The following is a 23,503-nucleotide window of genomic DNA, read 5'->3' on the forward strand; positions in this document are numbered from 1 at the left end:
GAACGTCACTCAGCGGTGAAGCCGCTGAGTGTTAGTTGAACCAATCGGACTTCTGCGGCTTAGACTTACGCAATACGTAAGTGTAGCAGGCTGTTGAAGTGGGTAAAGAAGGATGATACGGGCTGACTCTGATCGTGCACATCCGCGCGTTAAGGGTCAGCTTGTTTTTTTGACGAAAATAATCGGAGGTGCAACTCCCAGATGGCTAAAAGAAAAGTAAGTAAACGCGTACCATTATTGCCGCTACGAGGGCTCCTCGTATTCCCGACAATGGTACTTCATATTGATGTGGGCCGTGAACGTTCAGTGGCAGCATTGGAGCAGGCATTGCTCGAAGACAATATCGTCTTTTTAGCAACGCAGAAAGAAATGAGCGTCGAACAGCCTGAAAAAGATGATCTTCAAAAAATCGGGACGCTGGCTTATGTGAAGCAAATGCTGAAGTTGCCGAATGGCACAATTCGTGTCCTAGTTGAAGGATTGGAACGCGGCCAATGGAAAAATTACGAAGAAGATGAAAACTTTACGGTTGTTGAAGTCACTTCGTTTCCTGATGAAACAGAGCGCACGGCTGAGCAAGATGCATTGATGCGCATGCTGCTCGAGCATTTCGAGAAATATGCAAAAGCTTCGAAAAAAGTGTCGACAGAAACGTATAATACGGTAGCGGACATAGAAGAGCCAGGCCGGTTAGCAGATATGGTCGCTTCTCATTTGCCGCTGAAAGTGAACGAAAAACAGGAAGTGCTAGAGACGTTTGATGTCAGCAAGCGCTTAGAGATGCTGATTACCCGCCTTCACAATGAACAAGAAGTGATCGATCTTGAAAAACGCATCACGCAGCGTGTGAAAAAAGCGATGGAACAAACGCAAAAAGAGTTTTATTTGCGCGAACAAATGAAAGCGATTCAGACCGAGCTTGGCGATAAAGACGGCAAATCTGGCGAGATTGTTGACTTGCGTAAACGCATCGAAGACGCTGGCATGCCGGAATCAACTGAAAAAGCAGCGTTAAAAGAGCTGGACCGCTACGAGAAACTGCCTTCGGCTGCGGCGGAAAGCGGCATTATCCGCAATTATATTGAATGGCTGGTGACTATTCCTTGGTCGGAAGCGACAGAAGACCGCCTCGATATCAAATATGCGGAAGAAGTGCTTGACCGTGACCACGACGGGCTCGAAAGCGTCAAAGAACGGGTACTTGAATACTTGGCTGTTCAGCAGATGACCAATTCGCTTCGCGGACCGATTCTTTGCTTGGTCGGACCTCCAGGGGTAGGGAAAACATCATTGGCAAAATCCATCGCCGAATCGCTGGACCGCAAATTTGTCCGCGTATCGCTTGGCGGCGTGCGCGATGAATCCGAAATCCGTGGACACCGCCGTACGTATGTCGGGGCTATGCCTGGACGGATTATTCAAGGGATGAAACGGGCAGGAACCATCAACCCGGTTTTCCTATTGGATGAAATTGATAAGATGTCGAACGATTTCCGCGGCGACCCGTCGTCTGCAATGCTCGAAGTATTGGACCCTGAACAGAATAATTCATTCAGCGACCATTATATTGAAGAAACGTATGATTTATCAAATGTGCTCTTCATTGCAACTGCGAATGATTTGAGCACGATTCCGGGGCCTCTTCGCGACCGTATGGAAATCATTACGATTGCAGGCTACACAGAAGCGGAAAAACAAACCATCGCCAAAAATCACTTGGCTCCAAAACAATTGAAAGAACATGGCTTGAATGAAGAGCAATTAATATTTGAAAAAGACGCTTTGCTGAATATCGTGCGTTATTATACGCGTGAAGCAGGAGTCCGTGGTTTGGAACGGCAAATTGCATCGATTTGCCGGAAAGTGACCAAACAGATTGTTGCAGGCGATAAAGAGCAGGTAGTCGTGACAGCTGAAGCCGTTGAAGAATATCTCGGTAAACGCAAATTCCGCTACGGCATGGCAGAAACCGTCAACCAAGTTGGAGTTGCTACAGGTCTTGCTTATACCACTGTCGGCGGCGACACGCTTCAAATTGAAGTATCTTTGTCTCCAGGCAGCGGCAAATTGCAGCTGACCGGTAAACTGGGCGACGTCATGAAAGAATCGGCGCAAACCGCTTTGTCATTTGTCAGAGCGCGCGCAGAATCTCTTGGCATTGATCCGAATTTCCATGAATCGCAGGATATCCATATCCACGTTCCGGAAGGAGCAGTTCCAAAAGATGGCCCTTCAGCGGGTATTACGATTGCCACCGCTTTAGTATCTGCCTTATCCAAACGCCCAATCCGCCGGGAAGTCGGCATGACCGGAGAAATTACACTCCGCGGCCGCGTATTGCCAATCGGAGGAGTCAAAGAAAAAACATTGAGCGCCCACCGTGCCGGATTGAAAACGATTATCCTGCCGCTCGACAATGAGCGGGATATCGAAGACATTCCAGAAAGTGTCCGCGAAGAATTGACGTTCAAACTCGTTTCTCAAGCGGATGAAGCGCTTGAAATTGCATTAGAAGGAGTAAACGAATGATTGTCAATAACGTAGAACTTGTCATCAGTGCCGTCCGCCCGGATCAATATCCGGAAGACGGCTTACCGGAATTTGCTTTAGCAGGGCGTTCGAACGTCGGGAAATCGTCGTTCATCAACAAAATGATCGGACGCAAAAGCATGGCGCGCACTTCCTCGAAACCCGGGAAAACGCAGACGCTGAACTTTTATAAAATTGAAGAGAAATTATTTTACGTCGATGTTCCGGGCTATGGCTATGCGAAAGTATCCAAGTCGGAACGCGAAGCATGGGGCAAGATGATCGAACGGTATATCACCGGACGTGAAGAGTTGCGTGCCGTGATTCAAATCGTCGATCTTCGCCACCCGCCGAGCAAAGACGATATCGCGATGTATGACTTTATGAAGCATTTCGATATTCCGTGCATTATCATCGCCACCAAAGCGGACAAGATCCCGAAAGGCAAATGGGAAAAGCACAAGAAAATAGTTCGCCAGGCTCTCGATATGGACAAGAACGATCCGCTGGTCGTCTTTTCATCCGAAACAGGCATCGGCAAAGATATGGCTTGGGCGGAAATTGAAAAAAGAATGCAATGAGAATGAAGCGCAGCTTTGGCTGCGCTTTTTTGTTTGGATTTTTAAAGCGCGAAGGTTTGCTGCAAGCAAGGTGTTTATCGCCAGCCGATCCGACGGCTGGCTGGTAAACCGAGTTTTGGACTTATGGAGGAAGAGAAGAAAATATTATTGTATATAGGAAACAATAATGAAGGGGTTCCGACAAAAAGGACTTGAATTACGACCAATTGAGAACGAGTTCCGACAAATCAGCTGTGAATTACAACCAATTTGCTTTGAGTTGCAACCAATCCCAAAGCCGTGTCTCGCTTAAGTTTTCTCACTATTTCGACTAAGAGCGTTCTGCTTGTTAGTGGTGTGCCGCTTTGTTAAACTTACATTATAATAATTATAAATAAACATACTTTCATTGCTTGTTCACAATTTAAAATGCTTACAGCAGCAGGAAAGTGGTATACTTACTTATATTGAAATATGAACGTGAAAGGTGTTTTGATCCCATGCATACATTAGTAGTCGGGGTGAATTATCGCTCTGCACCTGTGGAAATCCGAGAAAAGCTTTCATTCATCGAAGCAGAACTGCCGCAGGCCATGCAAGCGTTAAAAGAACAAAAAAGCATATTGGAAAATGTCATCGTGTCGACTTGCAACCGGACGGAAATTTATGCGGTGGTGGACCAGCTTCACACAGGACGTTACTATGTGAAGCAATTTTTGGCGGATTATTTCGGAATCCCTCAAGAGTCGTTGTCCCAGTATTTATTTGTCCATGAACAGCAAGAAGCGGTAGAGCATTTATTCCGTGTGACTGCCGGCATCGATTCAATGGTGCTTGGCGAAACACAGATTCTTGGCCAAGTAAGAAACAGTTTTCTTGCGGGACAGGAATACGGCACGACTGGCACAGTATTCAACCAATTGTTCAAGCAAGCGGTGACTCTTGCGAAACGTGCACATTCTGAAACAGCTATCGGCGAAAACGCCGTGTCTGTTTCCTATGCAGCGGTTGAACTGGGCAAGAAAATTTTCGGCACGTTGAAAAACAAACGGGTCGTTATTTTGGGCGCGGGCAAAATGGGCGAACTGGCTATCAAGAATTTGCAAGGCAGCGGCGCTGACAACGTGACGGTCATTAACCGTACATTGGATAAAGCTGAAGCTTTGGCTGAAAAATTCAACGGGCGCGCACTTCCGATGAGCCAATTGCAATGTGCGCTTCTTGAAGCAGATATTCTGATTTCTTCAACAGGCGCTACAGATTATGTCATCGACTTTGAATTGATGCAGTTTGTGGAAAAACTCCGCAAAGGCAAACCATTATTCATGGTGGACATTGCTGTGCCTCGCGATGTAGACCCGCGTATTGCGGACTTATCCAATGTATTTTTATATGACATCGATGATATGCAAGGGATCGTTGAAGCGAACCTGGCTGAACGCGAACGGGCAGCAGGGGAAATCATGACGATGATCGGCCAGGAAACACACCAGTTCAACGACTGGTTGGCGACACTTGGAGTAGTTCCAGTCATTTCGGCATTGCGCCAGAAAGCATTGAACATCCAAGCAGAAACAATGGCGAGCATTGAAAACAAAATGCCGGACCTGACAGATCGCGAAAAGAAAATATTGAACAAACATACCAAATCAATCATCAATCAATTGCTGAAAGAACCGATCCTGCAGGCCAAAGAAATGGCCGGATCACCCAACTCGTTTGAAAAGCTTGAGCTGTTCCAGCAGATTTTCGGCATTGAAGATGACGTGGAAGCGGAAGTCAATAAACAAATGAGCGCTCCGAAAGTCAAAGCGGCTAAAAACATAGAACAGACCCAACAAAAACAAGAAACTCCCGGATATTCATTTTAAGCTTTCTGAAAGAGGCGTTTTCGAATCTATATGCTAAAATGTAGATGCGGAACGCCTTTAATTATGGAAACGAAGGGGAATGGGATGGCTGATATAACAATGGCAAGGCTGCACGAAGCTATGGTTATTCTATATGCTGTCAGCCTTGTTTTTTATTTTATTGATTACTTATATAAAGAGAAAAAAGCAAGCCGCATTGCCATGACGCTGCTCGGTGTGGTGTGGGTCATGCAAACGGTTTTCCTGGTGTTATATATCATCGAAACGCAGCGCTTCCCGATCCTGACGCTGTTTGAAGGGATTTACTTTTATGCCTGGCTGTTAGTGACCCTGTCACTGGTCCTGCGGATTTTCTACCGCTTTGATTTTGCGGTATTTTTCATCAACATCATCGGCTTCATATTCATGACTATCCATACATTTGCACCGGTTCAGATTGAAAAGTCCCCGGCCGGGCAGGACCTTGTATCGGAATTATTATTTATCCATATCACATTCGCGATTTTATCGTATGTCGCATTTTCTTTGTCATTTGTCTTTTCAGCGCTGCATATGGTGCTGTACCGTCTGCTGAAAAAGAAAAAGTGGACAAAGCAATGGAGCAATTTGCCGTCACTCGGCCAAACGGAGACCGGCATGACGATTTCGATTCTGGTCGGAATATCGCTGCTGTTCGTGTCGCTTGTTCTAGGGCTGCAATGGGCATATATTTCACTGGCGGAATTCTCGCTGCTTGATTTTAAAATCATCGGGTCCTTTGTTTTGCTGATCGTCTACAGCGTAGTGTTGTACCGACACCGCAAAGGTGCTATGAACGGCATGTCGTATGCCATGGCCCATATCTATGCGTTTTTACTATTATTAATCAACTTCTTTTTAGGAAGCCGGTTATCGGAATTTCATTTTTGGTATTAAGGAAAGGTAGGATTCATTTGAGAAAAATTATTGTAGGTACACGAAGAAGCAAGCTTGCGTTAACGCAGACCAATCAATTCATCGAAAAGTTGAAAGCGGCGGGAGCGCCATTTGAATTTGAAATAAAAGAAATTGTGACAAAAGGCGACCGCATTCTGGATGTAACGCTTTCTAAAGTCGGCGGCAAAGGGTTGTTCGTAAAAGAAATCGAGCAAGCTTTGCACGATAAAGAAATTGATTTCGCTGTCCACAGCATGAAAGACATGCCATCGGTTTTGCCTGAAGGCTTTGTCATCGGCTGTGTGCCTGAACGCGAAGATCCGCGCGATGCGTTTATTTCAAATGACCATGTGAAATTCATGGATCTTCCTGTAGGAGCGGTGGTGGGAACGAGCAGCCTGCGTCGCAGTTCTCAATTGCTGTTGATGCGTCCTGACCTGGATATCCAATGGATCCGAGGCAACATCGATACACGTTTGGAAAAATTGAAATCAGGTGAATTTGATGCCATTCTTCTTGCAGCTGCAGGCCTTAAACGGATGGGCTGGAAAGACGAGATTGTAACGGAATTCCTTGAAGTGGATGAATGCCTGCCAGCGATTGGCCAAGGCGCACTCGGCATTGAATGCCGTGAAGACGATGCAGAATTGCTTGCGGAATTGGCGAAAGTCAACGATGAAAATACAGCTTTAGCGGTTACTGCAGAACGTAAATTCCTAAAAGACATGGACGGCAGCTGCCAAGTGCCGATTGCCGGATATGCCACGGTGAATAATGGTGAAATATCGTTTACCGGCTTGATTTCATCACCGGATGCCGATGTGATTTTCAAAGAATCCATTGTCAGCCGCGATCCGATCGAAGCAGGCAGTACGGTGGCTGAACGCATCAGCTCACAGGGCGGCTATGAACTAATCCAAAAAGTAAAAGCTGAGAACCATGTTTGATCCTGAATTTCCATTGACGGGCGAGACCATCGTCTTTACGGGCTCTAACCAGCCGGAAGAAGCGGTCGAACTTGTTGAAAAATTTGGCGGCAAAACTTTGTATTATCCGCTCATAGAAACTTCAGTCCGGCAGTCGCAACTGCCGGATTTCGAACGTTACGACTGGTTGATTTTCACGAGTGGTAACAGTGCGGAAGCATTTTGCCAATTGCATTTAGCAACGCACGCCAAAATTGCTGCCGTCGGAGAAAAGACAGCGGAAGTTCTCGAACAGCATGGCTATAAAGTGAGCTTTATGCCATCCGTTTACAGCGCCGATGTGTTTGTAAAGGAATTTCCTGCTGTTGCCGGTGAAGCCAACTGTTTATTCATCAAAGGCTCGCTTGCCAGAAACACCATCGCATCGATGCCGATGAAGGTGGATGAATGGATTATTTATGAGACCACCTTTAAAATAGAGAATGCCGAGAAATTAAAAGCCCTGGACGGCGTCACTGTGATATTCGCCAGCCCTTCAGCCGTTTCCGCATACCGGGAAGCAGGCGGGGACTGGTCCGGCATCCGGGTTGCTGCCATCGGGCATGTTACGGAAAATGCCATCCGCCAAGAAGGCGGAACGGTCGACTTTATTCCTGAGAAATATACGTATACCGAAATCATCAACGAAATCGTGAAAGGAAGTTTTTAATAATGAATGAATTGAATTTCAACCGCGGACGCCGCTTGCGCACTACTGCGAATCTCCGCTCAATGGTCCGTGAAACCAGCTTGCAGAAAGAAGATTTCATTTACCCGATTTTCGTCGTAGAAGGCGAAAACGTCAAAACAGAAATTTCTTCCATGCCGGGCGTGTTCCATTTTTCATTGGACAGACTGGGTGAAGAACTTGATGAAGTCGTCGGACTGGGCATTCCATCCGTTATTTTGTTCGGTGTGCCGAATGAAAAAGATGCAGTCGGAACGCAGGCTTACCACGACCACGGCATCACGCAAGAAGCCATCCGTTTTGCAAAAGAACGCCATCCGGACCTTGTGGTCATCGCGGATACTTGCCTATGCCAGTATACAGATCATGGGCATTGCGGGGTTATTGAAAACGGTGTGATTTTAAATGACGAATCGCTTGACCTTTTGGCGCGTACCGCTGTATCACAGGCGAAAGCTGGAGCAGACATCATCGCTCCATCGAATATGATGGACGGGTTTGTTGCGGCGATCCGCTACGGCCTTGACCAAGCTGGATTTGAAAACACGCCGATCATGAGCTACGGTGTGAAATATGCATCTGCTTATTACGGACCGTTCCGTGAAGCGGCGCATTCAACGCCGCAATTCGGCGACCGCAAAACTTATCAAATGGACCCGGCAAACCGCCTGGAAGCACTTCGTGAAGCAACGTCTGATATTGAAGAAGGCGCGGATTTCATGATTGTGAAACCGGCTCTTTCTTACTTGGATATCATCCGCGAAGTACGCGACAATTTTGATATTCCGATTGTTGCTTACAACGTTTCCGGCGAATACGCCATGGTTAAAGCAGCAGCGTTGAACGGCTGGGTGGATGAAAAGAAAATGGTTCTTGAAACGTTGCTTAGCATGAAACGGGCAGGAGCAGACATCGTTATGACGTACCACGCAAAAGACGCGGCACGTTGGCTGGAGGAGAAATAATGGGATACGAAAAATCGATTGCAGCATTTGAAGAAGCAAAAAAATTAATGCCGGGCGGCGTTAACTCGCCGGTGCGTGCATTCAAATCGGTCAATATGGATCCGATTTTCATGGCTTCCGGAAGCGGAGCCACGATTACCGACATCGACGGCAATACGTATATCGACTATGTCTTGTCATGGGGGCCGCTGATTTTGGGCCATTCACATCCGGAAGTCGTCAAGGCGATCCAGGAAGTGGCAGTATCCGGAACAAGTTTCGGAGCTCCGACTTTACTCGAAAACAAATTGGCGAAACTGGTCATGGAACGCGTGCCATCGATTGAAATGATCCGCATGGTTTCATCCGGTACAGAAGCCACAATGAGTGCTTTGCGTGTGGCGCGCGGCTATACCGGCCGCAGCAAAATCCTGAAATTCGAAGGCTGCTACCATGGCCATGCCGACAGCTTGCTGATCAAAGCAGGATCCGGTGTTGCGACATTAGGCTTGCCGGACTCACCGGGAGTGCCGGAATCGGTTGCGAAAAACACCATTACGGTTCCTTACAACGACCTTGAAAGTGTGCGTCTGGCATTCAAGGAATTCGGTGACGACCTTGCAGCAGTCATCGTAGAACCGGTTGCAGGCAATATGGGCGTTGTTCCTCCAAGCGAAGGTTTCTTGCAGGAATTGCGCAACTTGACGCATGAAGCAGGCACGATTTTAATCTTTGATGAAGTCATGACAGGCTTCCGTGTCGGCTACAACTGCGCACAAGGCCATTTCGGCGTTACACCGGACATGACTTGCCTTGGAAAAGTGATCGGCGGCGGACTGCCTGTCGGCGCATTCGGTGGCAAGCGTGAAATCATGCAGCAAGTGGCGCCAAGCGGTTCGATTTACCAGGCTGGGACTTTGTCAGGGAACCCGCTTGCGATGACTGCCGGCTACGAAACATTATCCCGTTTAAATGAAAAAACTTATGAGACTTTCGTCAAACGCGGCGATCAGCTGGAAGCCGGTTTCCGTGCAGCGGCTGAGAAATACAACATCCCGCACACCGTGAACCGTGCAGGCTCGATGATCGGCTTCTTTTTTACGAATGAACCTGTCGTTGACTTTGCAACAGCAAAAACATCGGATACGGAACTGTTTGCTGACTACTACCGTTTGATGGCGGAAGAAGGCATCTTCCTGCCGCCTTCTCAGTTTGAAGGCATGTTCTTGTCTTCAGCGCATACGGAAGAGCATATTGCAAAAACAGTGGAAGCCTTCCATACCGTGTTTGCGAAATTAGCTAAATAATTCTTAAAGACCTGGCTATTTTGGTGGCCGGGTTTTTTTTTGTGCAGATTTGTGGGTGAGTGATCATAGAAGTGCGTAGAGTGATCATTGAATCCTAGGAGTGACCATAGAAGCGAGTTGAATGATCATAGAAATGAAATAGTGATCATAGAACCACAAAAAGTGCTCATAGAACCACGCAAAGCTGCCTTACTATGAAGAATTAATTCGAGAAGAGAAGATGTTGCCGACAACTGGGCGCTGCTGAAAGTAAACTTCCGTTTCCTACAAGTAAAAAAGCACTTTCGCTTTTCGCTTGCGAAAAGCCGGCATCACTATTCTTGCACTTTCTGAATAAAAGGGAAAACCCCTGTACTTCACAAAGATTTATTCCAAATCAGAAGATTTTAGCCGCTTGATGCGGTAACATGGAATTAATTGATATTTCGGAGAACGAAAGGCAGGTGGGGAGATGTCCATATTCTTTAGAACAGCGCTGATTGCAGCTTTGGCGGGCTGGTTGTTTGAAACGCTGGGCATCTTCCTGCCGTGGCTGCTCGGGCCGATGTTTACGCTATTGCTGGTCAGCCAATTCACCAACATCAAGCTGTATTGGCCAAAATCGCTGCGGACAGCCGGGCTCGTGCTATTGGGTGTGCAAATCGGTTCGTCGTTTACACGTGATGCGGTTTTATTGATGTGGTTCGATTTGCCGTATATGGCGTTCATGACTTTGTCCGTCGTGATTTTGTCCATCTTGCTCGGCCTGCTGTTTAAAAAGATGGTCAATGAAAGCTTGGCGACGAGTCTGCTGGGATCGATTCCAGGGGGGCTTGCGCAGATGGTGGTCATTGCGGAAGATGTAAAATCAGCGAATATTACGGTGGTGACGATGATGCAGACCATCCGGATTTTTATGGTCGTCACAATCGTTCCGTTTCTAACAGTGTTTTTGACAGGCAGGGAACAGAGCGAACTGACTGAGCAGTTATTCACATTTGCTCCGGTGGCATCTCTTGGCGGGCTTTTGATTGGATTGGTGCTGTATTTCGGAATGAAACGAATCGGCTTTCCGGCTGCGGAACTCTTGGCGCCGATATTGACGCTGGCAATTGTCCAGACGATAACAGGGGATATTTTAATCGATATGCCGTATTGGCTCATTGCCATTGCACAGATTTGCATCGGCGCCAGTCTCGGACTGCAGATGGAACAGATCGGTGATAAGCTGACGTTCCGTTTAGGTGCGGCGATTGTCCTCAATAATGTGTTGCTCATCAGTTTTACGGTATTCATCGCGTATATCCTGAGCAATTGGCTGCCGGACTATATTTTCCTTGATTTCTTTTTAAGCGCGGCGCCTGGCGGCATTGCGGAAATGGCGATTACGGCGCTGGCAACTGGCGGCGATGTAGCACTCATCACCAGTTTTCAATTGTTCCGGCTGTTTTTTATTCTGCTGGTAGCATCACCGATTGTCACTTACATTGTCAAAAGGCTTGACGCTAAAAGCGGAACTTGAGTATAATGAACGAAAGTATATATTTGATGCGTTGATGAGGATAGTAGAATGTGCGTACATTTCAGAGAGAAAACCAAGTGGTGAGAGGTTTTCATGAACAATCATTTGAATGTCACCTCGGAGCAGTTCCCGTGAAATTCGAGTAGCGGAAACCGGATGTGAAATCCGTTATCGAACTTGAGAGCCAGGTTTATTTTGACTTGTGCATAAAGGTGGTACCGCGAACAACTCCTTCGTCCTTTTACAGACGAAGGGGTTTTTTTGTTTTCCGGGAAAACCTTCTCTCAAGAATAAACTTTAAGGCTATGTTTAATGTTCTTGTTGATATTCCGCAAAACAGCTACGCTTGCCGCGGGCGAGCGCCAAGCCTCCTCAGTCGCTAGCGCTCCTTGCGGGGTCTCGGCTGTCTCGCTATCCCGCAGGCGTCTCCGCTGTTTTGCTTCATATCTTTATTCGTGAATAATCAGCTCTGATATACAACATAGCTAATTAAAAAAGGAGGAATTTCAATGACTGAACAAATGCCAACAACCCAGCAAATGCCGACGAAGTATGATCCGCAATCGATTGAAAAAGGACGCTATGAGTGGTGGGTTGACAACAAATTCTTTGAAGCAAAACCGGAAAGCGGCAAAACGCCGTATACCATTGTGATTCCGCCGCCGAACGTTACGGGTAAATTGCACCTGGGGCATGCTTGGGATACAACGCTTCAAGACATCATGACACGTATGAAACGCATGCAAGGATTTGACGCCTTATGGCTGCCGGGCATGGATCACGCCGGCATCGCTACACAGGCGAAAGTTGAAGGCAAGCTGAAAGAGGAAGGGAAGTCCCGCTATGACCTTGGCCGCGAGAAATTCCTTGAAGAGTCGTGGAAATGGAAAGATGAGTATGCAGGCCATATCCGCCAGCAATGGTCGAAACTAGGGTTGGGCCTGGATTACTCACGCGAGCGATTTACGCTTGATGAAGGCTTGTCGAATGCCGTTAAAGAAGTATTTGTTAAGCTGTATGAGAAGAAATTGATTTACCGCGGCAAATACATCATCAACTGGGACCCGGCTACCAAAACCGCGATTTCGGATATCGAAGTTATTTACAAAGACGTACAAGGTGCGTTCTATCATATGCGCTATCCGTTGACTGACGGCTCCGGTCATATTGAAATCGCGACGACTCGCCCGGAAACGATGCTTGGCGATACGGCGGTAGCGGTTCATCCGAAAGACGAGCGCTACCAGCATCTAATCGGCAAGACGGTAACATTGCCGATTATCGGCCGCGAAATGGAAATTGTTGCGGATGATTATGTAGACATGGAATTCGGAAGCGGTGCAGTGAAAATCACGCCGGCTCACGACCCGAACGACTTTGAAATCGGCAACCGCCATAACTTAGAGCGCGTACTGATCATGCACGAAGACGGTACGATGAATGAAAACGCCGGCAAATACGAAGGCATGGACCGCTTCGAATGCCGCAAGCAAATCGTTAAAGACTTGCAGGAAATGGATGTTTTATTCAAAATCGAAGAGCATTTGCATTCGGTTGGGCATTCAGAACGCAGCGGGGCAGTAGTTGAGCCGTACTTGTCGACACAATGGTTTGTTGACATGAAGCCGCTGGCACAGCAGTCGGTTGATCTGCAAAAAGGCGAAAATGCCGTTAACTTTGTTCCAGACCGTTTTGAAAAAACGTATCTGCACTGGATGGAAAACATCCGCGACTGGTGTATTTCCCGTCAATTATGGTGGGGCCATCAGATTCCAGCTTGGTACCATAAAGAAACCGGCGAGATTTACGTAGGAATGGACGCGCCGGCGGACGCCGAAAACTGGACGCAGGACGAAGACGTTCTTGATACGTGGTTCTCTTCTGCCTTATGGCCGTTCTCGACACTTGGCTGGCCGGCAGACAGTGACGATTTGAAACGCTATTACCCAACGGATGCGTTAGTTACTGGCTACGACATCATCAACTTCTGGGTATCACGCATGATTTTTCAGGCGCTAGAGTTTACTGGCGAAAAACCGTTCAAGGACGTATTGATCCACGGACTGGTTCGTGACGCCGAAGGACGCAAAATGTCGAAATCGCTTGGCAACGGTGTCGATCCGATGGATGTCATCGCCGAGTACGGAGCGGATTCGCTTCGCTACTTCCTGGCAACTGCATCATCTCCAGGACAGGACCTTCGCTTCTCGATGGAAAAAGTCGAAAGCATCTGGAACTTTGCCAATAAAATCTGGAATGCTTCCCGTTTCGCATTGATGAACATGGACGGCATGATTTATGAAGAAATCAATCTTTCCGGCAAGCGCTCGGTTGCCGATTCATGGATTTTGACTCGTTTGAATGAAACCATCGAACAAGTGACGAGTCTGGCTGAACGCTACGAATTCGGCGAAGTGGGCCGCTCGCTTTACAACTTTATCTGGGATGATTTCTGTGACTGGTACATCGAGATGGCGAAACTGCCTCTATACGGCGAAGACGAAGAAGCGAAGAAAATGACGCGTTCGGTTCTTGCTTACGTACTCGACAACACGATGCGTTTATTGCACCCGTTCATGCCATTTATCACAGAAGAAATCTGGCAGAACCTGCCGCATCAAGGCGACTCGATCACAGTTGCCGCTTGGCCGACGGTTGATGAGTCATTGTCAGACCAAAGCCAGTCGACGAGCATGAAGCTGTTGATGGACATCATCACAGCGGTTCGCACCATCCGTGCGGAAGTTCAGTCGCCGATGAGCAAGAAAGTGCCATTGACGATTTCAGCGAAAGACGCTGAAACACACGCAGTTCTGGAAGCGAATGCCGCTTACATCGAGCGTTTCTGCAACCCGGAAACGTTGACGATTGGCCAAAACATCGAAGCACCGGAAAAATCAATGTCAGCCGTTGTATCAGGTGCTGAATTGTTCATGCCACTTGAAGGCTTGATCGACGTGGAAGCAGAACTTGCCCGCTTGAATAAAGAACTCGAGAAATGGGCAAAAGAAGTCAAACTTGTTCAAGGCAAACTATCAAACGAACGCTTTGTTTCCAAAGCACCGGAAGCTGTAGTGGCCGAAGAACGCAAAAAAGAAGCCGACTACTTGGAAAAACACGCGACAGTCGAAAAACGCATGGTTGAATTGCAGAACCTATAAAAAGCAGCCGCTTCTCTTCGGGGAGCGGCTTTTTTATATTTAAAAAGCTAAATGGTTTTCTTATCGTCGCTTCCCCAATCAGCCCCCTCCAATTGACACCCATAAACAGACATGTTATATTTACCTTACGAACGGTCGGAAGGGTGATAACGTGACTCAGCAACAATTAAAAGAAGCTGCATTGAACCGCTTTGCGGAACATGGCTATGATGGAACTTCGATGGCACATATCGCTGAAGACATCGGCATCAAAAAGCAATCGATCTATACTTACTTCAAAGGAAAAGATGAACTTTTTCTGCAAGTATTCAACGAAGTCATGGAAAATGAAATAACGACAGTCGTCGGTTTTATTGAACAAAACAAGACCCGCTCGATTGAGAGCTTTTTATATGATTTTCTTATACACCATAAAGAGCGCTATGAACAGAACGCCGACACCAAATTTTGGCTGCGCATTTCGTTTTTCCCGCCAGCGCATCTTTACGATGAAGTGATGAAAAACGTATATGCCTATCTGGACAAAATGGAAGAGCTGCTGGAACCGATCATGGAAAAGGCAGCAGATGAAAAACAGCTCAGCACCAAAATCGATGTTCAGCGGGCAACCGCTGCTTTTCTAGGCGTATTGGACGGTATATTTGTGGAAATGCTGTACGGAGGACCGGAACGGTTGAACAAAAGACTGGATGCTTCCTGGCATTATTACTGGCGTGGAGTTTCAAAAGATTGATGAAAGTCGAGGAAATGATATGAATATGCATTGGATGCTGGTCATTGTTGCAGGGATCATTGAAATATTATGGGCAATCGGATTGAAGTATGCTTCCAGCGTGATGGCCTGGGTGGTCGTCGCCGTCCTTATATATATTTCATTCGTTGTGCTGTTGAAAGCTTTGGAAAAAGTGCCGGTTGCCACAGCGTATGCGGTGTTTACAGGCATCGGGACAGCAGGTACGGTCATTGTGGAAATGGTTGTATTCGGAGAACCGTTCAGCTGGACGAAAGTATTTTTCATCAGCTTATTGCTGGCGGGCGTCATCGGGCTGAAGCTGGTTACCGCAGATCCGGACAAGAAAGAAGAGGTAGTGTAATATGGCTTGGATATACTTGATATTAGCTGGCTGTTTTGAAGTATTAGGGGTAATCGGCATGAACCGGGTCGTTAAATACAAGACGCTCGACGCCTACGTCATCTTGGTCGGCGGATTCGTGGTCAGCTTCAGCTTACTGGGCTTGGCGATGAGAACGTTGCCGATGGGATTGTCTTACGCTGTTTGGACCGGAATCGGAACCGTCGGCGGCACACTGGTCGGCATGTTCATCTACGGCGAATCAAAAGACTGGAAGCGGATCGGTTTTATCGCCATGATTGTGGCAGCTGTGATCGGGCTGAAACTGACTTCTTAATAAAATAGCAGAGCGCTCCTGAATGAAATTCAGGAGCGCTTTTTTATCATTACTATCGAGGAAATATTAAACATCTAAACTTACGACATGCTACATAATGGCATCTCTATCGGCGTTTCACAACTAGTCTATCGCCGTTTTGCCGTTTTCAATCGGTGTTTCAACGATTTCAAACGACGTTTCAAAGCTTTCTAACGGTGTTTCCAAATTTCCGCAAGGCAATTAAAAAAACAGCCTGCAACCAGCAGACTGTTCAAACTTCTATTCCTTCTTCGGCCGGAAAGGCCGTTCTTTTTCAAGCTTCTTCAAATGTCCGACCAGCAATTCGGCGATATTAGCTTCATGCGTTTCATAAAAAGACCGCGCTCCGACGGGATCTTCGATTTCATTGAACAAATGCCGGCCGTCCGGCAGCAGCAAGAAGTCAATTCCGATATAGTCGCTATTCAAAGACCGCGCTATTTTCAGCACATCTTTTTCCTGTGCCGCTGAAACCACATATTTCTCTGCCGAACCGCCGAGCGAGTAATTGGCTTTAAATGAATCAGCAGAACTTCTTTTAACAGCGCCAACCACTTCGTTGCCAATGACATAGACCCGCACATCCGCGGTATGTTCCACAATTGGCTGAAAGATCAGCGATTCCGATTCAAATGAAATGTCATCCAGAGATTCAACCATCTCGACTTCAGTACCGCCGTGGCCATCTGCGGATTTTACGACACAAGGAAACTCCGGAGCTTGCCGGAAAGTCGGAACGACCGGCATGCCGAGCAGCAGCATCAATTGAAAGCTCTGCCATTTGTCATTCGCCACGCGGTTCACTTCCGCCCGGTTCACCAGAAAAATACCCCGGTCTTCCAGAAAGCGGGCAGCTTCCGGCCGGCGCACGCGAAACAGCACCAGCTCATCCGCAAGTTCCCCGGCCAAACGCTCCAGCCCGTCTACAGTCCAGTCATCCCATTCCACCAAACGAAACCCTTTAAAGCGCTGCAATTCGCGGATAAACCCGATATTGCGCTGGGCATCTGCCGACTCATACAAAACGATCATCGCAAATCCTCCAATATATAGGCGATCATGGCGTCCGCTACGTTGACGCCTGTCACATTCAGGATGTTGCGGATATGCGCCGCCGCATTGACTTCGCAGACAAGCGGCTGTTCATCCGCATCAAACAACAAATCCACTCCGGCGAACACCGCTCCGACAGCTTCCGCTGCCTCCAATGCCATCTGTTTTTGTGCTTCGGTCAAATCGATAGGAGAGGCGACTCCGCCATTTGTGATATTGGCGCGGAAATCCGTTTCGGAATGGCGGTACATCGCCGCAACGATTTTTCCGCCGACAATATTCACCCGGATGTCCCGACCGCGGCTGGAAGAGATAAACTCCTGGAACACAAAATCGATGCCGCGCAGTGCTTCGACTTTATCATAAAACTCTTTTTCATTTTCAATCAAATAGACTTTCACCCCGAACGAGCCGTGGCCTTCTTTAATGATCATCGGAAATGTTAATTCCTCCATAATCCGTTCAAAATAACCTGATTCCAGAATAGAGAAGTTGGGATACACTTTCGGCGCCACAATCGTTCTCGGCATAGGCAGGCCGGCTGACGCCAGGCGGATATACTGTGTGGCTTTATTGTCGCACAAGTCGATGATCGCCGGGTCGTTATACACTGGCACGCCGCGGCTTTTCAGGAAATATCCGAGCAGGATATCCTTATCCAGCAAAACGGCAAAGTCCGGCATTTCTGCATCGTTCTTCAAGTCCATCAGGATATCATGATTCTTCATTATATGGACCGCAACGCCGGCGCGTTCTGCCGCTTCAGCAACAAGGCGCGCCTGGTCTGCGAATTTATCGGAAACCAAACTCCCGTTGTAAATCACCCAACATGTTGTCATTTCTACGCCACCTTCGTGCTATAATTATACTTAAAAAGTGTATCACGTTTAACGCGGAAAGGAGGCTATATAATGATAAATGGACTTGAGATTTATAAAAAGAAATGGAATATCGAAACGGATCGATCGATCAAGCCAGGCTTGCAGGCCATTACGGCCGCATTAGAGGAATTAAACAACCCGCATCAAAAAGGTTACTTTATACATATCGCCGGCACTAACGGCAAAGGTTCGACTGGTGCTTTTCTAGCCGCCATTTTGCGGAAGCATGGGCTGACAGTCGGCAATTTCTATTCGCCAAACATAGAAGACCTGCACGACCAGATCCAAGTGGACGGAAAACCGGTAACGGAAGAAGAAATGGACAGCGCCATGGCGCGTTTATCGAAACTCGAAACGCCGCTGACAGATTTCGAATTGCTGACGGCGGCAGCTTTTTTGATATTCGAGCAAAAAAAGCCGGACATCACGATTATGGAAGCGGGGATGGGAGGCAGGTTCGACAGCACGAACGTCATTGATCCTGAACTCGCTATCATCACCTCGATTTCCTATGAGCACACAAATTTTTTGGGCAATACACTGGAAAATATTGCTTGGCATAAAGCAGGAATTGTAAAAAAATGGAAACCAATTATTATCGGTCAACTTCCGGAAGAAGCCCGAAATATTATTGAAAATGAAGCAAAGATGCTTCACGCAGAACTGATTCTGCCGGAAAAGCAAATCGATATCGAATTAAAACTAAAAGGCAGACACCAAAAAGAAAATGCCAAACTGGCGCTTGAAGCAGCAAAAGAAATTCTGCTGCTGAAGTTCAATCATGATATGGCAGAAAATGCGCTAGCCGGTGCTACCATTCCGTTCCGTTTTGAAGAAATCTATCCGAATCTCGTTATGGACGGAGCCCACAACGAAGCGAGCATCAAAGCATTAGTGGAAACGATCAAAGAACAATATCCCGGCAGGCCGATCCATATTGTCATGGGAATCCTGAAAGATAAAGAATACACAAAGATTCTCCGCCATTTGGAAACGGTCAGTGATCATTTCACATTCGTTGATTTCGAAAACGAACGTGCCCTCTCAGCGAAAATTTTATTTTCAGAAAATAGAAGTAAAATAAAGACAATTGCCAAATATTATGATATATTACCTGTACCAAATAAAAAAGAAGTGACCATAGTCACAGGTTCTCTCTATTTATTGTCAAATCTTCGAAATAACCATTTTGAGATGTTCGAAAACTATCAGATCCAGAAAAACTAACAGAGCGGTTCACTATAAATGCCAATTAAATCAGGGGAGTTGATGGAATGGGAGAATTAAGCAAAAGAACAATGGCACTCTGGGCTCTTTGGCTTTTGCTTGTGCCCCCCGGCTTGTTCCTGGTCTATCAGACTTTTCCTCCTCCTGAAATCGATCCGTGGCATTTAACCGCCTATGTCCTGTTTTTTGTCATCACTTGTTTGATGCCGATGAACATCAACGGGGCCTCGACTTATCTGGTGCAATGGGTGACCATTGCTGTGTTCTTAAAATACGGAATATTCGTTGAAATCTTGATTTCCCAGCTGACCATGCTGATTGTTTTAACGAGAAGCCGTACAGATGAACCCCTTTCCATGCGCATTCCTTTCAACTCTACGATGTTTTTCCTGATTTCCTGCTGTTCGGGACTAGCTTATCTCGCAGCAGGCGGCCAGATCGGTTCGCTCAACCTAGTCCATATTATTTTCTACGGCTTGATTTTCCAGATCGTTTCGGTCATTGCTAACCAGATCATTTATTATTCCTATGACCGCTTTACAGGGAGCAAAGCGAAATTCTTTTCGGTTGATGCCATGTGGGATTTCGCCTTGACACTTCTCGTGTTCCCTTATGCCATCGCTTTGTATATTTCAGAAGCCTATATCGGCATTCCAGCGCTATTGCTGCTGGGGATTCCATTCCTAATCATGACATTCGTCATGAAAATGTATAACAACTCCGAGCAGATTACCAGCGACTTGAAAAAAGCGGGGGAAATCGGCCACCAGCTGGCAGAACGGCTGTCAACCGACGAAGTGCTCGATCAGTTTGTCATCCAGGTATCCAAAATGTTTAAGGCGGATTATGCCTACGTCATCGATTACCGCGATGGCAATCTCTTGATGCTGCGCATGTATGAAAATCAGGAGTTCGAGAAATTCTCCGTTCCGCCTGTCCGCTATCATAAAGGCATTGCAGGAAATGTGATTGTCACAAATACACCCGTTATATATAGGAAGAAAAGCGAATGGAAAGATATTGTAACCGGCTATATTCCAATCGATACGGAAAGCATCATGTGCACACCAATCGCCCGGAACAATAAAATCGAAGGTGTCTTATTGCTCGCTTCCCGCAAAAAATACGCATTTGTCAGCCACCAATTAAAAATCTTGGATATCTTGAGCACGTATTTTGCCGTGTCGCTTGAAAAAGCAGGCTACGTCCAAAAAGCCATTGCCAAAAGCGAACGCTGCGGATTGACGAAACTCTATAATTACCGTTACTTGGATAAAGCGCTAGAGAAAAGCATGGAAAAAGTGAACACTGGAAAAATCGATAATTTGTCGCTTGTCATGATGGACATTGATCATTTTAAAGGAATCAACGACAAATACGGCCATCAAAGCGGCAACGACATTCTGATTGAATTGGCCCGCATCCTAGAAGCCGAAGTAGGCAGGGAAGGCATTGTAGCACGATACGGCGGAGAAGAATTCGTCATCATGTTCGAGAACTACAGCAAAGACCTGGCCTTATTGTTTGCAGAATCCCTTCGCAAAAAAATCGAGAAGCATGAATTCCTTCTGCAAAGAGATTTGGATAAGGAACGCTCAACTGAAAACGTTCATATTACGTTGAGCATCGGCGTGTCGACGGCACCTGATGACAGTGACGAGCCGAACGCATTAATCCGCAACGCGGATCGAGCCTTATACATCGGCGCGAAACAAGCCGGGCGAAACAAAGTAGCTGCATACGTAAAATAAGGCTGTGAATTGAGGGGTAACTCATTTCACGGCCTTTTTTCCTATGCATTCGACCATTCGACTTTAAAAAATTAGTAAAAAGAATAGATTTTACTGCAAATAAACGGTGCATCTTTGTAGATAAAATGTAATAATAAGCTTATAATATCGAATAGACTAAAAGAGAGTTTTAAAAGTAAAAAATATACATCTTGTTATTACTTAATAAAGTGGGATGGTGGAAATGAAAAGAATCGACAATGAAAAAGGCTTCACTTTAGTTGAAGTGCTCGCTGCGCTTGCCATACTGGGCATTGTATTTGCCGGCATCATGACCATCTTTCCGCAGATGACGCTTTTTAATAATAAGACAGAAGCAAAGCTGGACACGATGAATTTAGCGAGGCAGGAAATGGCGAAAATTATAACCCCCAAAAGTCCGCTGCAATGGGTGGGGAAAAGAGATGCCGCCGTTTATCCGGTAACAGGTTATCAGACATTCAAAGAAAAAGTTCCTCAAGTTTTACCGCTTATTCCGGTAACTCCTGGCCGAAGCGCCTATGCGATCGATTCTTCCATTCCAGCATCAGCAGGATTTGTTCGATACAAAAAGAACGATGGTTACACATATGAAGTGGATATCTACTTACAATGTGAGCCTTATAAAACGACAACCTCAACCGGAGTACTTCCTTGCGACAATCCCGATTTGCCACAGTTGTATAAAATACATTTGAAAGTCTTTAAAGGCAACCAATTGAGCAGTGAGACATACTCCTATATAAAGTTCATTGTAGAAAAGCTGGGTGGATAAGATGAAACTAAATCAAAAAGGGATAACACTTGTGGAACTACTCGCTGCGCTTGTATTGGTTTCGCTGGTAGCAGGCATAGCCTGGACCGCATTGTCAATCGGTTTTAAGCACACTGCGGTCGAAACGAATAAAACCAGCTTGCAGCAAGATGCTAATCTAATCGTCTCGACTCTTTCAGCTGCCCATCGTCGCAACGATACCTATACATTGAAGTTTGATGCGAATAAGCAATTGATGATCAAAACGTGTGAAGATATTACTGCATGTCCGGCCACATCAACTTTTACACGTGTTATAGACAATAATTACGATTATACTGACACAACGATTAATGGGGCAATATATGATGGTGGAACTTTTCCAGAAGTGGTGGTTAAACCGAAAGAAAACCACACGGAGTTAGTCCTGAAAATAAAATCCCTTAATAATACGGTCACTGTAAAAACCACCTTGACTAGAATTATTACCGGAATGAAGTGAGGAGGCGAAAACCGTGAAATATATTAAGACTCAAAATGGGTACGCGCTAGTAATAGTGCTTTTATTAGTTACCTTGTTCTTAAGTATTTCCGCCACTTTTATCGGTGGTTCTTTAAACCATTCCAAGCAGGAAAGAACAGTGGACACATCCAACCAAGCTGTAGCATCTGCTGAAATGGGTGTTGTTTTCTATACAGAAGATTTTGAAAGATTTCTGGAGCTCCTGCGCAATAAACTGGTCCGTAATATGCAGGACGAACTGGATATCATCTCTTCCTGTAACGGCTGTGATAGTACGTCATTGAAATCACTACTCAATTCACGGATAAAATCGGAATACATTTCTTCTATTAAAACAAAAGTAAGCCATATGGATGCTGACAATAATGAAGCGTTCTATAAAAACAACACTTCCGCTGATGGAAGCATGAATTATATGATTGATTCCGCAAAAGCCAAAGATAAAACGGGAGCTATCGAAATCACTCTTAATTTGAAAGGAATAGCAAAACAAGGAGAATCAAATTCAAATAGCCTTTTGAGTGTTGTTTTTGATGTGGAAGTACCTGACTCTTTTCTTGTGACGTCTAACCATATTACATTCGACGATGTTTACAGAGCTACTCCTACTATGACGTGTGATGAGCTTTTTGTAGGAGAAAAATATAAAACTTTAGAAAAGCCATACGAGTGCAAATTAGGAAACAACCAAAAACTTGAAGATTTGATAACAAAAATTAAAAGTGACCCCTATTATTTAAAGCCGGTCGATTTTCGGGTCTATACCGATAAGTATTTAGAGAATGTTTGTAATCCGCCTGGTGGCAGCAGCAATTGCAACAGCAATGATTTCCAAGGAATCAGTGTTGTAGTGAATTCCAGTGGCACTACTACTGCAAATATGAATGGATTAACCAATTTCCAATTGTATGTTAGCGGCAAGTTAATAATAGACGGCAACTTGAATAATGCAGAAAGAAACGTCATGGCGCTTAAAGAACTGGTGATTCGCAATAATATCCAGAGCTTGGAAATGACGACACTAGTTGTACTAGGCTATGTAAACCAGCCAAACATCGCCAGCTTCGAAGTAGGAAATAATATCAGTATGAAAAGCAATGCCCGGATTTGTATGGATATTGATTTGATTAAGCAAGTGGATTTAGAGTCGTTAAGGAAAAAAATAAAAATCGACAACACTAGTTCGCTTATCTACTATACTTCTACGCAAGATCCAAGCCACAGTAATTATTCTGCAGCGGAAGCTGGAAAAAAGAAGTTTACACTTGAGGATGCGGCATCAAATTCAAGAGTCAAAGTAGAACCAAATTACTCGAACTTTTTGAAAATGTGTGGAGTTACCGTTTCAGGCTCGCATACAGTACCGAATATAATCGATACTGGATTTGATTTTGATGTTAAGTATTAAATCGGGAAAATATGTT

At 45.9% G+C, this 23,503-nt stretch carries 20 protein-coding genes and 1 other annotated feature; of the genes, 18 read left to right on the forward strand and 2 right to left on the reverse strand.

The window, feature by feature from the left end; all coding sequences use genetic code 11:
* The first annotated feature begins 201 nt into the window (after nucleotides 1-201).
* From lon to QWY16_RS07770, 13 genes are all read left to right on the forward strand, one after another.
* The gene (lon, locus tag QWY16_RS07710; RefSeq protein ID WP_300992407.1) at nucleotides 202-2,529 is read left to right on the forward strand and encodes an endopeptidase La; all 2,328 of its coding nucleotides are present in this window, start codon (nucleotides 202-204) and stop codon (nucleotides 2,527-2,529) included.
* A complete protein-coding gene (gene yihA / locus QWY16_RS07715) occupies nucleotides 2,526-3,110 on the forward strand; it encodes a ribosome biogenesis GTP-binding protein YihA/YsxC (protein ID WP_300992409.1) in 585 nt (194 codons plus the stop codon). The genes lon and yihA overlap by 4 nt, the downstream gene beginning before the upstream one ends.
* 479 nt (nucleotides 3,111-3,589) lie before the next feature.
* Nucleotides 3,590-4,960, forward strand: coding sequence for a glutamyl-tRNA reductase (gene hemA / locus QWY16_RS07720; protein WP_300992411.1), 1,371 nt, complete (start codon nucleotides 3,590-3,592; stop codon nucleotides 4,958-4,960).
* An 84-nt stretch (nucleotides 4,961-5,044) separates the two neighbouring features.
* Nucleotides 5,045-5,875, forward strand: coding sequence for a cytochrome c biogenesis protein CcsA (gene ccsA / locus QWY16_RS07725; RefSeq protein ID WP_300992413.1), 831 nt, complete (start codon nucleotides 5,045-5,047; stop codon nucleotides 5,873-5,875).
* A gap of 17 nt (nucleotides 5,876-5,892) precedes the next feature.
* A complete protein-coding gene (gene hemC, locus QWY16_RS07730; RefSeq protein WP_300992415.1) occupies nucleotides 5,893-6,822 on the forward strand; it encodes a hydroxymethylbilane synthase in 930 nt (309 codons plus the stop codon).
* Nucleotides 6,815-7,510: a uroporphyrinogen-III synthase gene (locus QWY16_RS07735; RefSeq protein WP_300992417.1), complete on the forward strand. Its 696-nt coding sequence runs from the start codon at nucleotides 6,815-6,817 to the stop codon at nucleotides 7,508-7,510. Before hemC ends, QWY16_RS07735 begins: the two co-directional genes overlap by 8 nt.
* A 2-nt stretch (nucleotides 7,511-7,512) precedes the next feature.
* A complete protein-coding gene (hemB, locus tag QWY16_RS07740; RefSeq protein WP_300992419.1) occupies nucleotides 7,513-8,493 on the forward strand; it encodes a porphobilinogen synthase in 981 nt (326 codons plus the stop codon).
* Nucleotides 8,493-9,779, forward strand: coding sequence for a glutamate-1-semialdehyde 2,1-aminomutase (hemL, locus tag QWY16_RS07745; protein WP_300992420.1), 1,287 nt, complete (start codon nucleotides 8,493-8,495; stop codon nucleotides 9,777-9,779). The genes hemB and hemL overlap by 1 nt, the downstream gene beginning before the upstream one ends.
* A gap of 451 nt (nucleotides 9,780-10,230) precedes the next feature.
* Nucleotides 10,231-11,280, forward strand: a complete 1,050-nt coding sequence (locus QWY16_RS07750; RefSeq protein ID WP_300992421.1) for an AbrB family transcriptional regulator — start codon at nucleotides 10,231-10,233, stop codon at nucleotides 11,278-11,280.
* A 22-nt stretch (nucleotides 11,281-11,302) separates the two neighbouring features.
* Nucleotides 11,303-11,524 (forward strand) — a binding site (T-box leader).
* Between the two features lie 265 nt (nucleotides 11,525-11,789).
* Complete coding sequence (locus tag QWY16_RS07755; RefSeq protein ID WP_300992422.1) at nucleotides 11,790-14,441, forward strand: valine--tRNA ligase; 2,652 nt, start codon at nucleotides 11,790-11,792, stop codon at nucleotides 14,439-14,441.
* A 151-nt stretch (nucleotides 14,442-14,592) separates the two neighbouring features.
* On the forward strand, nucleotides 14,593-15,174 hold the full coding sequence (locus QWY16_RS07760) for a TetR/AcrR family transcriptional regulator (protein WP_300992423.1): 582 nt from the start codon (nucleotides 14,593-14,595) through the stop codon (nucleotides 15,172-15,174).
* A gap of 19 nt (nucleotides 15,175-15,193) precedes the next feature.
* Complete coding sequence (locus QWY16_RS07765; protein WP_436837168.1) at nucleotides 15,194-15,535, forward strand: DMT family transporter; 342 nt, start codon at nucleotides 15,194-15,196, stop codon at nucleotides 15,533-15,535.
* A 1-nt stretch (nucleotide 15,536) separates the two neighbouring features.
* Nucleotides 15,537-15,851: a DMT family transporter gene (locus tag QWY16_RS07770; protein WP_300992424.1), complete on the forward strand. Its 315-nt coding sequence runs from the start codon at nucleotides 15,537-15,539 to the stop codon at nucleotides 15,849-15,851.
* A 261-nt stretch (nucleotides 15,852-16,112) separates the two neighbouring features.
* Here QWY16_RS07770 and QWY16_RS07775 read toward each other — a convergent pair whose 3' ends face one another.
* Both QWY16_RS07775 and QWY16_RS07780 read right to left on the reverse strand, forming a co-directional pair.
* Complete coding sequence (locus QWY16_RS07775; RefSeq protein WP_300992425.1) at nucleotides 16,113-16,904, reverse strand: ATP-grasp domain-containing protein; 792 nt, start codon at nucleotides 16,902-16,904, stop codon at nucleotides 16,113-16,115.
* The gene (locus tag QWY16_RS07780; protein ID WP_300992426.1) at nucleotides 16,901-17,764 is read right to left on the reverse strand and encodes an ATP-grasp domain-containing protein; all 864 of its coding nucleotides are present in this window, start codon (nucleotides 17,762-17,764) and stop codon (nucleotides 16,901-16,903) included. Before QWY16_RS07780 ends, QWY16_RS07775 begins: the two co-directional genes overlap by 4 nt.
* A gap of 72 nt (nucleotides 17,765-17,836) precedes the next feature.
* Between QWY16_RS07780 and QWY16_RS07785 the strand changes: the two genes are divergently transcribed.
* The 5 genes from QWY16_RS07785 (at nucleotide 17,837) to QWY16_RS07805 (ending at nucleotide 23,487) form a co-directional block, all read left to right on the forward strand.
* A complete protein-coding gene (locus tag QWY16_RS07785; RefSeq protein ID WP_300992427.1) occupies nucleotides 17,837-19,033 on the forward strand; it encodes a bifunctional folylpolyglutamate synthase/dihydrofolate synthase in 1,197 nt (398 codons plus the stop codon).
* Nucleotides 19,034-19,080: 47 nt separating this feature from the next.
* On the forward strand, nucleotides 19,081-20,784 hold the full coding sequence (locus QWY16_RS07790) for a sensor domain-containing diguanylate cyclase (RefSeq protein ID WP_300992428.1): 1,704 nt from the start codon (nucleotides 19,081-19,083) through the stop codon (nucleotides 20,782-20,784).
* 223 nt (nucleotides 20,785-21,007) lie between these two features.
* Entirely contained in the window at nucleotides 21,008-21,577 is a 570-nt protein-coding gene (locus QWY16_RS07795) for a type IV pilus modification PilV family protein (RefSeq protein WP_300992430.1), read from the forward strand.
* A 1-nt stretch (nucleotide 21,578) separates the two neighbouring features.
* Nucleotides 21,579-22,058, forward strand: a complete 480-nt coding sequence (locus QWY16_RS07800; protein WP_300992432.1) for a prepilin-type N-terminal cleavage/methylation domain-containing protein — start codon at nucleotides 21,579-21,581, stop codon at nucleotides 22,056-22,058.
* 13 nt (nucleotides 22,059-22,071) lie between these two features.
* Nucleotides 22,072-23,487 carry a hypothetical protein gene (locus tag QWY16_RS07805; RefSeq protein WP_300992434.1) on the forward strand — a complete coding sequence of 472 codons (1,416 nt, stop codon included), beginning with the start codon at nucleotides 22,072-22,074 and terminating at the stop codon, nucleotides 23,485-23,487.
* The last annotated feature ends 16 nt before the right edge of the window (nucleotides 23,488-23,503 follow it).

The sequence above is a fragment of the Planococcus shenhongbingii genome, from assembly GCF_030413635.1.
Taxonomy (GTDB): Bacteria; Bacillota; Bacilli; order Bacillales_A; family Planococcaceae; genus Planococcus; species Planococcus shenhongbingii.